Below are 13,736 nucleotides of genomic sequence, written 5' to 3'. Positions count from 1 at the left end.
TTCAATTCCACTGCATCCTCATTCGGTCACCGAATGGAAGGATCCTTGATCGCTGAATATCCGATTTTGGACACACTTCTCCCATAATCGGACGGATCAAAGAAAACAGCGGTGGAGTATCCCATGCCTTTTGCCAAAGACGCCAATGATCTTTTTTTCATGTGAATACCCCCTTCTGCTTCGCGCGGTTCATCTATGCTAAACATCTATGTTCATGCAAAAATCGCTCGCCTTACAGCTCGAGTCGCAACGTTAGCTTTACATAATCTAATGAACCATAGGATACATGATTTGGCATGAATGATCAAATCCAACTGGATTCACATGACCGTTCCCTTCGGATTGTTTTTGGCCGGTCCTCTGCCCTGCTTCAGATGCTTCAGTTGGGCAACAATGATGACACTGATCACCACCAGCAGAAACCACGAGCTGATTTTGCCGATATGCACCAGACTCCATGTCCGCTCCTGACCCGGATAAGTCCAGGCTCCGAGAAATGTGGAAATATTCTCAGCAATCCAGATGAAAAAGCCAATCAGCAGAAACGACAGCACCAGCGGCATCCGCAAGGTTTTTCCGTCCACGTCAAAATACACCATGGTTCTGCCGAAAACCACGAATAGCAGTGCCGTGAGAAGCCAGCGTGCATCCCACACGTAGTGATGGGTAAAGAAATTGGCATAGATCGCTGCGCTGATCAGCACGGTCAGCACAGGCAGCGGCCAGCCGGTAATGCGCAAATTCATTCGACGCCAAGCCTGGCATATATAACTGGCTACACTGGCGTACATGAAGCCGCTGTACAGCGGGACCCCGCCAATTTTGCTCCAGCCCTCCTCCGGGTAAGACCACGAGCCCATATGCACTTTATACAGCTCCAGCATCAAACCGATGACGTGAAAGACGCAGATGACCTTCAGCTCATCCCATGTCTCCAGCTTGCTCACCAGCATCCCGATTTGGGCCAAGACGCATATGAAAAGGATGAGGTCATACCGCGGCAAACCCGGAATCTCAACCACCTTGGTCAGTCCCAGCGCGCCGAAGATCATAACCGGAAATATGCAGGACAAGGCCTGATGATAACCGAACACCCACAGCTTCCGTATAAATTCCATAAGCTCCTCCTACCACCTGCATTCGTATACTTCACCCTACCACAGACCGCGAATGGAATAAAAGAACAGCGTTGTCATAATTAGTCCCAGCCATTGACGGGCGTAAAGCAAAAAAAGAGAGCAGCCCTTCAGCCGCTCTCTCATCAGTTTACGTCCTTTTTGACCATGCTTGGGGTTTTCGCATAACGCCAATGATGCAGTTCAACCAACCCGTCCAATCGCTTGATCCCTTTCGGGTTACCCTGTCTTGCGCTAAGCTTCAACAGCTCGAAGGATCCTCTTCTCCACATGGCCGACGAACGCCGGATCAGAGCGCGACAGGGTGAGCCGATTTTTTCTTTTTGACCCGTAACAAAAATGTAAGAGGTATGGCAATAACCGCCACCATCGTTCCGATCATAAACACGTCATCAATGCCCATCGTTGTCGCGGCACGCTGGGTCGAAGCCCCCGCGCCCATGTAATAGGACGTTCTGGATACCACCAGCGCGCTGAATATGCCGATGGATAACGAAGCGAGCCCTTGGCGGGCCCAGTTCGTGATGGACGATGCGTGACCTGAATATTCGCTGGACACCGCGCTCATCGCTGCGTTCGTTAACGGCATATTGCATAATGCTATGCCAAGGCAGCGAACCAGCTGCAGCAAGGAAATGTACATAACCGACGTGTTGGTGCCGATTCCGCTGAAAGCGAGCGTGGCTGCCACAATGATGAGAACTCCCGTGATCACCAGCCGGAACGGACCGATCCGATCATAAAATTTTCCGATAATCGGCGACGCAGCTGCCATGACAATCGCGCCCGGCAGCATGATCAATCCGGTATCCATCGGAGACAGCTTCAGCACGGTCTGCAAATAGAGCGGCACCAGCAAGGTTCCCGTATACAGGGATATCGTCACGATGCAGTTCAGGATTAAGCTGTACCGAAATCGGGGGAATTTAAACACTTTAAGCTGCAATAACGGGGATGAAATCCGCAGTTCCCAATTAATGAAGAACAGCAGCAGTAAGATGCCGGAAAGGAGCAGGGACAGCGTCTTCCAGGATCCCCAGCCCCAGTCGTTACCATGGCTGAAGGAGAGCAGCAAAAGAGTACTGCCGGCCACCACCGTCAAGAATCCGAGGAAATCGAATGTCTTCTTCCCGGTCAGTCGGTAAAATGGAATGAATTTGCTAACGATGACCATCGAGATCAGGCCGATCGGAATATTTAGAATGAAAATCGATTTCCATCCAAAATATTGCACCAGCCATCCGCCAAGTGTCGGTCCGATTACCGGTGCCAGCATGGAGGCCAGGCTCCATAGACCCATGGCATAGGCTTGCCGCTCCCGGGGGAATACCTGGTAGATGATGGTCATCGTAATCGGGATAATCATCCCGCCGAACACGCCTTGCGTAATCCGGAACGCAATCAAGGTCTCTATATTCCAAGCAACGACGCATAATAGCGACGAGAGCGTAAAACCCATTAATGCGAGGACAAACAGCCTCTTATAACTGAGCTGGTCCCCCATGTAACCTACGATAGGAGCCACAATCCCCGTTGCCAGCAGATACCCGGCCATCAGCCATTGGGTGGTGCTCAGCGTGGCATCGAACTGCTCCATTACCACCGGAAAGGCCACGTTAATGGTGGTGATGCTGAGCACCGCCAGAAAATTACCGAAAAAGATAGCGCTCATAATAAGCCAAAATGAAGATTTATCTTGTGTATTCACATGAAGCCTCCTAAACAAAGTAATCCCGCCCGGATCTGGTTAACAGAGCTGGAGGCGGGATTCGAAAGAGCATGGTCTTAGGTTATGGAAATAATTTTTTGCCAAGCAATCGCAATAAAATGTATAGGTTATCCGCCTCATCCTCATCCAACTGCTTAAAGGATTCCATGACGGCATAATCCCCCTCGCTGCGCGCATCGAGCACAAGCTGCCGGCCTTCTGCCGTAAGATTGACATAGTGGCTTCGTCCATCACTGGGATTTGGCGTTCGAACCACCAATCCCCGCTGTCCCAGAGCGTCCACCAAATACGTGATCGTTGCAGCCTTAAGCTCCATAAGCTCAGCCAACCGGTTGGGAAGCAGCGGACCCTGCTGCTCGATCAAACTTAAGATTTTATACTGATTCATCGTTAAATCGTTCTTTCTCAAGTGACTCAAAAAGGATACGACCCGATGCCTCGTCATTTTATCCGATAACTCACGATACATATCCATGAGTCTCTCCACGCTTGCTTCGCTTCCGTTCTTCAGGGCATTTCACCTCGGCTTCTATTTTAGTTCAATGATTCTAACTTGTAAACACCATTTTCACGTTTTCATTTCCCGATCCCCTGCTTAATTCATGATTTATCGTCGAATTACTTAGATTATTCAAAGTTTATGACAGGGAATCCAGCTGCTTTAATCCATTAAGAAAACACCTTTCAGAAACGTCCCCTCAAGGTATGTCCTCTAAAAGGATTCACCTAATCTAAATCCTCCGCTATACAAAAAAGGGCCCCGTAAGCAGCTTATGCCTTCGGAACCCTTATATTATGGCTAATCCTCATCGTCTGCAAACAATTCATGAAGCATCGCTTCCCGGCGATTCACAAATTCCTTCGTGATCATATAATGATCCGTTTCCTCCAAGCTCGACTCTTCCACCCCTTCGGAAGTCAGCTTGTAGATGACGGAATCCGGATAGGCCATGACAATCGGCGAATGCGTGGAAATAATAAACTGCGAGTCTTCCTGGACCAGGTCATGGATGCGTCTGAGCAGCGCCATTTGGCGAAACGGGGACAACGCCGCTTCCGGCTCGTCCATGATATAAAGCCCCTTGCCGACGAAGCGGTGCAGAAACGTCGCAAAGAAGGATTCCCCGTGGGATTGATGATGCAGCGACTTTCCGCCATAGGACTGCCAAAGCCCCAGCGAATCGACCTCGGAGGCCACATTATAATAGCTTTCCGCCCTGAAAAAGAAGCCGTCCCGCGGCTTCCGGACTCCTCGAACCGTACGGATATATTGATACAGCACAGAATGCGTCTCCGCCGTAGAAAAAGAGAAATTGATGGTGCCTCCTTCCGGATTAAACCCGAGGGCCGCGGCAATCCCCTCCAGCAGTGTGGATTTGCCCATACCATTCTCGCCTACAATATAAGTAACTTTCGGATGAAAATGAAGGCCGTCCATAGCTGCTACGGCCGGCAAATTAAAGGGGTATTCCTGAAAGGAAGGCACACGTTCCTTTTGCAAATAAACCGATCTCAAATAAGCATGGAGTCCGACGTCAACCATATTCAATCTCTCCCCTCGCCCGTCTATACCATTTTCACCATTATAACGGCAAACCGGGAGTTAACCAAACAGACAGCAAAGGGGCTTTCTAAACCGTATCCACCTCTATTTAAAAACGCCCGCCAAGCCCGTACGGCTTGGGCCAATCATGATTCCGCTGTTATAGGGTCTCATCTCTCGGGGCCCGGCCCTCTCTCAACAAAGGCTCCAGTTGTTGCTTCCACACCCACTTGGGATGATACCGCTGGCGTACGGCGGTTTTGGCTGCAAGGACCGGGTTACTTTTCAGTTTTTCTACTATGACTGACGCATGATCCTTCAGATAAGCCTCCTCAGAGGGCTCGTAACTTTCCCTCGTGTCATAACCGAAGTTCCTTGCATTCCAACGCATAAAATAAGCGCCAAGTGAGGCCCCCAGCTCCTTCAAAGCCGGAACCGCCTCATTCAGCACAATCAGATTGCCACGGCTTGCCGCCTCCAATACAATCAATCCGAATGATTCTGAATAGGAGCTGCAAATGAACAGATTGCTGAGCCCGAACAGTTCCATAACGGCATGGTGAGGATAACCGCCCGGCCACCCCTCGTCTGAAGTAAAAACGATGTCACCATCCAATAGGCCCCGGCTCTTTCCCTGCTCTCTAATTATCGCTTTGTAGGTTGCCGGTGGAATGTCCAGGGAAGGAAAGTCGCAGAAGAGCAACTGGACCGACAGACCGCTCATACTTCGTATGGTGCCGGCTAACGCCGCAGCCTTCTCGAACTGTTTGCCCGGCGTCAGCCTCCCCGGATAAACGATCAGAACGTCCGATGTAAATAGATCAACTCTGCGAGAAAGCGTCAGCAGGTCTGCACTTCCTTCCGCCAGAGGATTGAAGCTGTTATGAACGGCCCGGCAATTCGCCTCGGAGATGTTGTACTGCTGCGCCAGCGCCCGAAGGCCTGACTCGGTCGGATAGACCCAAGTCGTATTTGGCATGGGTGAATATCGAGCTGAAAAGGGCCATTCGGTTCGGAACGGCCTCGCTTCTGGGAGGGAATGGGTAACCGCAATAAAACGAAGACCCGGCAGCTCCAGCTGCGCCCGCCGAACAGCTATGTTATGTACCAGATGCCAGCCCTGATACAAAATATCATGCATGATACAAACATCCATGCCCCTCAGCTTGCGCACAAGATCATCTGCTATCGCATGAGCCTCTCCGAAAAAGGTGTCATGCACCTCTCCGCAGGATCCGGCGTAATCCTTCCAATGGATGAGCTTTCCCTGGTACCGGTTGGTCACCTTCACCCACTCGATCCGAGGATCTGCAAATATCCCGTTCCGCTCATGATCCGGACAATCCTCGCTAACCAGCATCCGAATATGGAGGTCGTCCTCATCCAGCATCATGGCCAGTTGCTCCTCGACGACATGCACAAGGGAGTAGGTCTTTGCCAAACCGTTAAACATTGTTAACACCGCAATATTCACGTTAAGACCTCCAGCAGCCTTTTTAATTACATTACGCTGACGTCTATTCGGCATAGAACCGCTGTTTGTGAAGTAAATTGAGTATGAAGGCTTTGGAAAGGGAGGAGATCGTCATCGCTTGTGGAAATTTAGGCATCGCCAACGATTTCAATGTTTTCGTATTTGGCGACCATACTCAATTTAGCGTAGATTCCGAAGGAAGAGTTGCGGTCGGAGGGAACGCGACTTATGTCGACTATGGAATAGGCGACAGATTGGAGGTGTCCACAGCCCGAGCGGATTTAATCGTACAAGGGAATATCGACATTACCCGTGGCGCCAATTTTTCAGGAAATACCATTATATACCCGACCAGTACCATAATTAATTACACTATGACGAATAACAACGGTGTAACCGGTCAGCCGCTTCGCGGCACCCCGATTTTGATTTTGCTCTGGCCCAGCGTCAATTAGCCGAGTTGTCGCTTAACCTGGGAGCTGTTGCTCCAAACGGCACGGTAGCCAATAATTTTGGACAAATTTTGCTCACCGGTGAAGATCCTCTCCTGAATGTTTTTACCTTCAACGGTAATAACGTGGACGGCAGCGGTCTTAGACTGGATACAGCCAACGGGGTCCAAATCGTCGCTCCTTCCGGTTCCACCATTCTCATTAATGTGGGAGGAGAAAACGTAGGCTTCGGAAGCTACCAGATTTTCCGGAACGGGACCGCCGCCACTCGAGAGGACTCCACGCTGATTGTGTGGAACCTTTTTCAGGCCACTACTGCCTTTAACCAGAACCTGACGATATCCGGTTCGGTGCTGGCTCCATATGCCAACTGGGAAGCCCGCGGATTCGGCAATATTGACGGTACCATCATTGCAACCTCGCTCACTAACCTGACCGGAAGCCTGGAGGAACATAACGTAATTTTTACCGGATGCCTACCGGAAGTCGGACCTACCCCAACAACAACCACCACGACATCGACCAGTACAACAACCACAACAGAGACTACAACAACCACACCATCTCCAACGACGACAACGACGACAACCGCGAGCACAACCACATCCACGACTCCTGTCACGACATCCACTACCTCAACGACCGCGCCTGCTCCCACGACAACGACAACAACCACGACCACGACTCCTGTCACAACATCCACCACAACAACAACCACGACTGTACCGACACCTACCACAACGACTACCCGAGTCCCGGCCACTACCACCATTTCTACGACATCAGCTGTACCAAGCGCGCTTATAACAGCGGTCAAGGAAGCGGATAAAAAGCATGTACATCTCGGGGATATTATCACATTTAGAATTATTGTTACCAATAACAGCAGCGAACCCGTGGAAACTGTGCTCGCGGATGTACTGCCGTCATCCTTGCTCTTCCTGCTCGGCAGTGTAAGCATCAATGGAAAGCATATGCCAAGACTTGAAATTCAGGAGATTCTTCTGGGGGCCCTTTCGCCTAGACAAACGATTGAAATTTGCTTCAAAGCCATAGTGGTCTCCATTCCGGAGGACGGACACATTCTGAACTCCGGCAGCATCATTTCTTTCCCCCAGGGCTCTCTGCCTCCAACCTGCAGCCCGTTTCAACGGTCCCTGACCGGACCGCCCGGCGTCTCGCCTGCCCCCGGCCAGCTTCTTCCGGTATCTCCGGTGATCCGCCCTGGCTTTACACCTTTGCCTGGTGAAAACCAAACCAGCGGTCCTGTTGTCCTGCCGGATGGCGATACGGCGCTGCCGCTCCCCCCGGTTATCCCTGGGATTACGATTGCGCCAAGGCTTGGGTTCACTCTGCCGGTCCTTGGCGGCAACTCTTCCGACATCATCCAGACGCATGATATTATCGGAAAGCTTCGTTTTGAAAAGGATGAACAGTTGACTGTTGTTAAAAGCGTGAATGCAGATGATGTTGTTGTACTGCAGCGGGTTACTTTTAGTATCGTTATCGTCAATCTGAGCTCCACTGTTTCAGGAGACACCATCCTCACGGATGTGCTGCCTTCCGGATATGAATTCATTCCGGGAACGGTTGTGGTCGGCCGGGAGCTTCGCCTTCGCGCTGATCCCCGGGCCGGTATTCAGGCAGGCTCGATTTCCCCAAACCAAGGCATCGAAATCCGGTTTGACTGCATCGTTAGTCAGGGAAAATATTTACTCAATACGTCTAGGGTCCGGGCCGAATTTGTCAAGAACCCAAATCGCGTGTCTGTCATCAACTTCAGGTCTAATCCCGTCCGTAATAAAGTCCAAACCACAGCAACAGGAAATATCATCCAAGTCGCCAAGCAGGCAACTGCATCCCTGGTCAACGTCGGGGAAATATACGAGTACAGCATCGTGGTGCGCAATCGCTCGTCCTCTCTTGCGGCCCGAAATGTTTTCTTGTTCGATACGATTTCGGATGCCGCCCAATTTGTATCAGGCAGCCTGAGGCTGAACGGCGTCCCGCAGCCGGATCCCAGAATCGCCGTATTTTTGGGTACGCTGGCCCCAGGATCCGTGACAACGGTCTCCTTCCGGGTTCGGGTCCAATATGACCCGGATGCAAACCGGATCGTGAATCAGGCCGCCGCGTTCTTCGAATTTATTTTTGACGGCAAATGTATACCCGGCGCCTTTATATCCAATCAGAAGATGGTCCGGACGGAACCTGAACAAGAGGAATAAAACCGAAAACGGCGGCTTCACCACATTAGTCGGTGAAGCCGCCGTTTTTTTGTGCGGAACATATTATTCGCTTACGATAAACTGATACAATTCTTCCACTTTTTCATCGGTAAGTGTACCGCTGTTATCAAAAACCTTAATCGAGCCTTGCGGAATGTCCCAGTTCACTTCCGGAACGAAATCGACGCGCTTCTTGAAGTCGTCCCAATGATCCAGCTTCCACTGATCCCGCTCGGTCTGTCTGTCAATAATCCGTTCCTTCTGCAAATCCATGTCCTTGAGCGCGACCACAATGACCTTCACGTCTACGTCGTTCTTCGTTAACCCTGCCGATGCGATGACTTCTTCAATCCATTCGCGGTTCTTGAGCTCCGCCGTGAACGGCGAGATCATAAAAACATTTTGTCCGGCACCCAGGTTCTCGATGCAAATGTCCTTGGTCGTATCATATTCCAGATCGCGCAGGTTCTCTTTATAGAAGGAAGAGTCGCGATCGTTCGGATCCAGTCCGTTACTTTCCAGGAACTTCTCAACAAAGCGTCCCCCCACCGTATCACGGTCGAGAAATGCAGCCGGTATGCGGACTGCAAGCTTCTTGGCTACGGTAGTCTTGCCTGTACCGGCCACGCCGACAAAAAACACTAGCTTTTGCAAATGGTATCCCTCCATATGATCTCTATCGCTTCCATATCCCTGCCGTTCACTCTTGTCCTTAAACACGTTCTGTCCGGTAACGGGTTTCTTCAATTAATTCCTCCATCGCGGAGGTCAAGCGTTCCTGAAGCACTTCCGCTACATCAAATCCGCCATCCTCGGTACGGGCCACTTGGGCATCCACCGCGTACACACCGCCCAGAATATGACGGGCCCCAATCGAAGAAAGCACGGGCTTGAGCGAATAATCAATCGCCAGCAGATGTGCGAGACTGCCGCCGATGAACATCGGAAGCACAATTTTGCCGGCCAATCCTTTTTGCGGAATCAGGTCTAAAAATGTTTTCAGAACACCGGTAAACGAAGCTTTATAAACCGGACTTGCCACAATCACGGCATCGGCCTCGGCCACAAGCCCGTTCGCTTTGACAATATGCTCACTCTCAAACTTGGTATGAATCAAATCCTCAGGCGGGAGTCCGGCCACATCGATCCGGCTAACCTCGAAATTCGCAGCCGTCAATGCTTGCTCCGCAAAATCCATAACCGCATTCAATCGGGATCCGGCTGTGGGACTCCCGTTAATAATAACAGCTTTCGCCATAATCATTCACCTCGGCTTATCTTATAGTGTTGCCATCTCATCCATTCCATAAGATCGCTATGTAAGGTCCTCTCGGCTTAGAGTCAGACGGCCATAGCCTGCATCTGTAGATAAAAAAACTTTACAAGGTATGGCAAAGTCTTCTGTAAGCAGTCGCTCTTAAATCCAACGTTAACCAATATAAATCAGAGCAAACTTGTCAGAATTAGTATCATCGTATCAATGTGTTCGCGCTTTTGTCAATGCAGCCACACCGCAATTGAACCTTAGCCTTTCGTGAACCATTACACTTAGCGCCTCAACCGGGTTGAGTGTCCGAATACTGGATTTCGCAGCGGCTCAGGGCTTCGCGTACTGGCGGTATTACCGCCCCTCTTCCTCATCCATTCCCAATAACCCCCGTATGTAAAAATACGGCCTGCCCACAGGCGGAATTCGAACGTTTGACGGGTTTTGTCCGGTGACCGTCATCCCTTGGTCATGCGCTGCAATTGGAAGTATTTTACCACATTCACTCAAAAAGAGCGTGGAAAATCTGTAACCCGCGCGTTTACGCACGACCTTTCTCCTATTCTGATCATAAACGGCACCCCCGACTGGGCGAATGCATAGAGATAAAGCATCGGCGTTTAACGAAAACACCCTGTACACCAAAGGAGGAATGAAATGAATCCCCAGCAGCCCATTCCATACGTAGGCTCCAAAACCGAATGCAAGGAACAGCCCATCGCTTTCCCTCCCCAGCATCAAAACTGCCAGCCCGGTCTTGAAAGCCTGATGTCGCCGCGTCCGATCAGCGAGGATCCCGCCTACCGGGGCAGCGGTAAACTGGATGGCAAAATCGCCATTGTCACCGGAGGGGACAGCGGCATCGGCAAAGCGGCGGCCATTGCTTTTGCCAAGGAAGGTGCCGATCTGGTCATCCCATACTTATATGAGACTTCGGATGCGGAAGTGACGAAGCAACGGATTGAGTCGCTCGGCAGACGCTGCCTCTTAATGAAGATCGACCTGCGATACAAAAAGAACTGCGAAGCCGTGGTAAACGAGACGATCGCCCGCTTCGGCAAGCTGGATGTTCTCGTGAACAACCATGCCGTCCAATATGTACAGCGCAGCATCTTGGACATCACGGAGGAACAGCTGCATCACACCTATCAAACGAATATCTTTCCCTTCTTCTTCATGATCCAGGCTGCGCTGCCCCACATGAAATCCGGGGCGTCGATCATTAACACGGCCTCCATTACCGCCTATGAGGGATTTAAGGAACTCATCGACTATTCATCAACCAAAGGCGCCATCGTTTCCCTTACCCGATCCCTGGCCCTTTCGCTCGTCGATCAAGGCATCCGCGTCAACTCCGTCGCTCCCGGCTCGGTCTGGACGCCGCTCATCCCATCCAGCTTCCCTGCCGAAGAGGTAGCCGTATTCGGAACGGATTCACCCATGAAACGGGCCGCACAACCCTATGAGCTGGCACCCGCCTATGTTTACTTGGCCTCGTCCATCTGTTCCTCTTTTGTCACGGGTCAGGCTATTCACGTCAACGGGGGACAGATGGTAACCAGTTAAGAGCGGTGCCACAAGCGTTCTTAAAAGCTACGAATAACAAGCAGAGGATGTGTACCATGAACACGGGATTTCCCAAACGGTCCGGCCGGATGGACATGGGATTTTATGCATTAAACAAGCTGGCCAGCGCCGGCGTCGTTGTGCTGCTGCTGAGCCTGCTCGATTGGGTGTGGCCTCCCGGCGCTGATCGAGCTTCGGAATGGTTAGGCCTCTATCTGCCGCAAGAGCATTGGGTATACGGTTACGCGCTGACCGCGTCTCTTGCGGCAGATGCCATTCTCTCGTTTTTGCCTTCCCTGCATAAGGGTAAACAAGCCGCCGTGTACGGAGCGGTCGGTTTTCTGTTCTTTGCCTTATTTACAGGCGGGAATCCGGAGCAGCTCTGGCTTCGCGCAGCAGCGGGAGCCTTAACACTGCTGATCTTCTTGTGGGGGAAGCATACGTTCTCCAGCAATTCTCTGGCCACCCCGTTCTTTGCCTTGGCCGTTCCCCTGTTGTGCTGGGTGATCTGATGCAAGAGCCTATAGCTTTCTTCCATGAAAAAAGGGCCCTCCGATGAGGGCCCTTGCTCTTTGCTTCAAAGCGCTTCGATGACATCCCCGGCGATGACCGAGGCGGGATGTCCCCGGTGCCGCGCGGCCCGTTCGCCGGCACGGCCGTGCAGCCACACGCCAAGCGCGGCTGCAGACGGACCGGCATATCCTTGCGCCAGCAGGCTGGCAATGATGCCGGTCAGTACGTCCCCGGTGCCTCCGGTCGCCATGCCGGAGGTACCGGTGGTGTTGATGTAGGCTTGTCCGTCCGGCGAAGCCACGACGGTATGCGCCCCCTTGAGCACGAGGGTAACTCCGTGCTCGGTCGCGAATCCTGCGGCGGCACCGATCCGGTCCCGCTGCAGCTCGGCGGTCGGAATACCCAACAGCCGGGACATCTCCCCCGGATGCGGGGTCAGGACCGTTGCCGCACCGCGCGGCTTCCAGGTGCCGAAATCACCGGCGGCGGACAGCATATTCAGCGCATCGGCATCCACCACCAGCGGCCCTTCCCATTCTTCCCACAACCGGCGGAGCCATCTGGCATCTCCTTCAAAACGGCCTAGTCCCGGACCTACGGCCAGCACATCGCGGGTTTTGGCAAGTTCCAGCACCTGCTCCGCAGAGGCCTCATCCCAGTAGCCGCCGCTCTCTTCGCCTGTGGCGGGGGCGAGCATCACCTCGGGTGCGGCTCCGCTCAGCGGCAGCACCAGGCTTGCAGGGAGCGCCCAGGTCACCAGGCCGCAGCCGGCGCGAAGCGCTGCCCGGGAAGCGAGTTGACCTGCACCGCTCATCGTGCGGCTGCCCCCTACGGTCAGCACGTGACCGTAGGTGCCCTTATGTCCGTCCGGCGAGCGGTGGCGCGATACGTCCGCACCCAGCTCGGTCCGAAGGACATGCGGGGTGAGCAGATGCGTGCGGACGCCCTGCTCCCGGCACAGCGATGCCGGGATGCCGATGGAGCGGACCACGACCCGGCCAGCCGCCTCGGCGCCGGGGTACTGCACCAGGCCTCGCTTCAGGAAGGCGAGGCATACCGTCACCGCGGCCAAGATGCACGGCTCATGCCGCGCGCCGGTATCGGCGTCCAGTCCGCTCGGAATATCCGCGGACACAATCGGCAGGCCGCTGTCATTGGCGGCCTGGATCAGCGCGACGTAAGCGCCGCGGGGCGCGCCCGTCGCGCCCGTGCCGAGCAGCGCGTCCACGATGCCGGTGTACGCGCCGTAGTCCACGGCATCACGGCCGTGGACCAGAGACGGGATGCCGAGCGCTGCCGCGGCATCCCGCTGCACCGCCGCCTCGCCGGCTAACGCCGACGGCTCAGCGGCATAGAGCAGCGTGACGCGTATACCGGCGTCACGCAAATGCCGGGCGGCGACCACCCCGTCGCCGCCGTTATTGCCCTTGCCCACCAGAATGAGCCAGTGCTCACGCGCCGCCAGCGCGGTGGGCAGCCGAGCCTCTCCGTCGATGACAGGCGACGGGCGGCTCATCTCCAGAGCGCGGTCATTCCCGGAGGTACGAGCCTCCGCCGCTGCCGAATCCTCCGGTAAGGATAGCCGCTGTTCCCCCCGCTCGTCCTCCGGCATGAAGGACGGAGCCTTTCCTGCTGTACCAGCAGCTGCTGCGCAATGGGAACGGCTCGTTCTAACACGCTCAAGGCATAACTTCAGGACTTCCTCGGCAATCGCTTTACCCGCATTTTCCATCAGCGCAATCGCCGGGATGCCGATTTGATGAATCGTATGGTTGTCGAGTGCCCTCATCTGTTCAGACGTCACAACATACATCCAAGCTCTCCCCTT

General features: G+C 53.3%; 13 protein-coding genes and 1 pseudogene. 4 read left to right on the top strand and 10 right to left on the bottom strand.

Annotated elements, in window-relative coordinates; all coding sequences use genetic code 11:
- Positions 1–26 precede the first annotated feature (26 nt).
- The 7 genes from PAEVO_RS34710 to PAEVO_RS23990 all read right to left on the bottom strand — a co-directional run bounded on the left by PAEVO_RS34710 (position 27) and on the right by PAEVO_RS23990 (position 5,882).
- Positions 27–161 carry a hypothetical protein gene (locus PAEVO_RS34710; RefSeq protein ID WP_256720505.1) on the bottom strand — a complete coding sequence of 45 codons (135 nt, stop codon included), beginning with the start codon at positions 159–161 and terminating at the stop codon, positions 27–29.
- Positions 162–320: 159 nt separating this feature from the next.
- Complete coding sequence (locus PAEVO_RS24010; protein ID WP_100540030.1) at positions 321–1,118, bottom strand: DUF817 domain-containing protein; 798 nt, start codon at positions 1,116–1,118, stop codon at positions 321–323.
- Positions 1,119–1,261: 143 nt separating this feature from the next.
- Positions 1,262–1,408, bottom strand: coding sequence for a hypothetical protein (locus PAEVO_RS33960; protein ID WP_165789744.1), 147 nt, complete (start codon positions 1,406–1,408; stop codon positions 1,262–1,264).
- A 17-nt stretch (positions 1,409–1,425) separates the two neighbouring features.
- Positions 1,426–2,844, bottom strand: a complete 1,419-nt coding sequence (locus PAEVO_RS24005; protein WP_100540029.1) for an MDR family MFS transporter — start codon at positions 2,842–2,844, stop codon at positions 1,426–1,428.
- An 82-nt stretch (positions 2,845–2,926) separates the two neighbouring features.
- A complete protein-coding gene (locus PAEVO_RS24000) occupies positions 2,927–3,340 on the bottom strand; it encodes a MarR family winged helix-turn-helix transcriptional regulator (protein ID WP_100540028.1) in 414 nt (137 codons plus the stop codon).
- Between the two features lie 324 nt (positions 3,341–3,664).
- A complete protein-coding gene (locus PAEVO_RS23995) occupies positions 3,665–4,408 on the bottom strand; it encodes an AAA family ATPase (protein ID WP_100540027.1) in 744 nt (247 codons plus the stop codon).
- 160 nt (positions 4,409–4,568) lie between these two features.
- Positions 4,569–5,882 carry a glycosyltransferase gene (locus PAEVO_RS23990; protein WP_100540026.1) on the bottom strand — a complete coding sequence of 438 codons (1,314 nt, stop codon included), beginning with the start codon at positions 5,880–5,882 and terminating at the stop codon, positions 4,569–4,571.
- A gap of 83 nt (positions 5,883–5,965) precedes the next feature.
- Here PAEVO_RS23990 and PAEVO_RS34945 point away from each other — a divergent pair.
- Both PAEVO_RS34945 and PAEVO_RS34940 read left to right on the top strand, forming a co-directional pair.
- A pseudogene (locus PAEVO_RS34945) lies at positions 5,966–7,290 on the top strand (choice-of-anchor A family protein); the annotation flags it as partial.
- Positions 7,291–7,308: 18 nt separating this feature from the next.
- Positions 7,309–8,562, top strand: coding sequence for a hypothetical protein (locus PAEVO_RS34940; RefSeq protein ID WP_481856504.1), 1,254 nt, complete (start codon positions 7,309–7,311; stop codon positions 8,560–8,562).
- A gap of 63 nt (positions 8,563–8,625) precedes the next feature.
- Here PAEVO_RS34940 and PAEVO_RS23975 read toward each other — a convergent pair whose 3' ends face one another.
- Complete coding sequence (locus tag PAEVO_RS23975; RefSeq protein ID WP_100540252.1) at positions 8,626–9,216, bottom strand: P-loop nucleotide/nucleoside kinase family protein; 591 nt, start codon at positions 9,214–9,216, stop codon at positions 8,626–8,628.
- Between the two features lie 58 nt (positions 9,217–9,274).
- Entirely contained in the window at positions 9,275–9,820 is a 546-nt protein-coding gene (gene ssuE / locus PAEVO_RS23970; RefSeq protein WP_100540023.1) for an NADPH-dependent FMN reductase, read from the bottom strand.
- A gap of 666 nt (positions 9,821–10,486) precedes the next feature.
- Between ssuE and PAEVO_RS23965 the strand changes: the two genes are divergently transcribed.
- Both PAEVO_RS23965 and PAEVO_RS23960 read left to right on the top strand, forming a co-directional pair.
- Positions 10,487–11,395: an SDR family oxidoreductase gene (locus PAEVO_RS23965; RefSeq protein WP_100540022.1), complete on the top strand. Its 909-nt coding sequence runs from the start codon at positions 10,487–10,489 to the stop codon at positions 11,393–11,395.
- A gap of 56 nt (positions 11,396–11,451) precedes the next feature.
- On the top strand, positions 11,452–11,907 hold the full coding sequence (locus PAEVO_RS23960; RefSeq protein WP_100540021.1) for a hypothetical protein: 456 nt from the start codon (positions 11,452–11,454) through the stop codon (positions 11,905–11,907).
- Positions 11,908–11,972: 65 nt separating this feature from the next.
- Here the strand turns inward: PAEVO_RS23960 and PAEVO_RS23955 are convergent, their stop codons facing one another.
- Positions 11,973–13,721 carry an NAD(P)H-hydrate dehydratase gene (locus PAEVO_RS23955; protein WP_100540020.1) on the bottom strand — a complete coding sequence of 583 codons (1,749 nt, stop codon included), beginning with the start codon at positions 13,719–13,721 and terminating at the stop codon, positions 11,973–11,975.
- Between the last annotated feature and the right edge of the window lie 15 nt (positions 13,722–13,736).

It is taken from the genome of Paenibacillus sp. GM2FR, from assembly GCF_002803325.1.
Lineage (GTDB): Bacteria > Bacillota > Bacilli > Paenibacillales > Paenibacillaceae > Paenibacillus_AQ > Paenibacillus_AQ lautus.
The sequence above is the reverse complement of the archived record's forward strand: the minus strand, read 5'-3'. Positions and strand labels throughout refer to the sequence as shown.

Bases quoted from the DNA above. Each gene is read 5' to 3' on its own strand.
- PAEVO_RS24000 (WP_100540028.1), bottom strand. From the start codon at position 3,340: ATGGATATGTATCGTGAGTTATCGGATAAAATGACGAGGCATCGGGTC.
- PAEVO_RS23960 (WP_100540021.1), top strand. From the start codon at position 11,452: ATGAACACGGGATTTCCCAAACGGTCCGGCCGGATGGACATGGGATTT.
- PAEVO_RS34940 (WP_481856504.1), top strand. From the start codon at position 7,309: ATGCCAAGACTTGAAATTCAGGAGATTCTTCTGGGGGCCCTTTCGCCT.
- PAEVO_RS23955 (WP_100540020.1), bottom strand. From the start codon at position 13,721: ATGTATGTTGTGACGTCTGAACAGATGAGGGCACTCGACAACCATACG.
- PAEVO_RS23995 (WP_100540027.1), bottom strand. From the start codon at position 4,408: ATGGTTGACGTCGGACTCCATGCTTATTTGAGATCGGTTTATTTGCAA.
- PAEVO_RS23965 (WP_100540022.1), top strand. From the start codon at position 10,487: ATGAATCCCCAGCAGCCCATTCCATACGTAGGCTCCAAAACCGAATGC.
- ssuE (WP_100540023.1), bottom strand. From the start codon at position 9,820: ATGGCGAAAGCTGTTATTATTAACGGGAGTCCCACAGCCGGATCCCGA.
- PAEVO_RS33960 (WP_165789744.1), bottom strand. From the start codon at position 1,408: ATGTGGAGAAGAGGATCCTTCGAGCTGTTGAAGCTTAGCGCAAGACAG.
- PAEVO_RS34710 (WP_256720505.1), bottom strand. From the start codon at position 161: ATGAAAAAAAGATCATTGGCGTCTTTGGCAAAAGGCATGGGATACTCC.
- PAEVO_RS24010 (WP_100540030.1), bottom strand. From the start codon at position 1,118: ATGGAATTTATACGGAAGCTGTGGGTGTTCGGTTATCATCAGGCCTTG.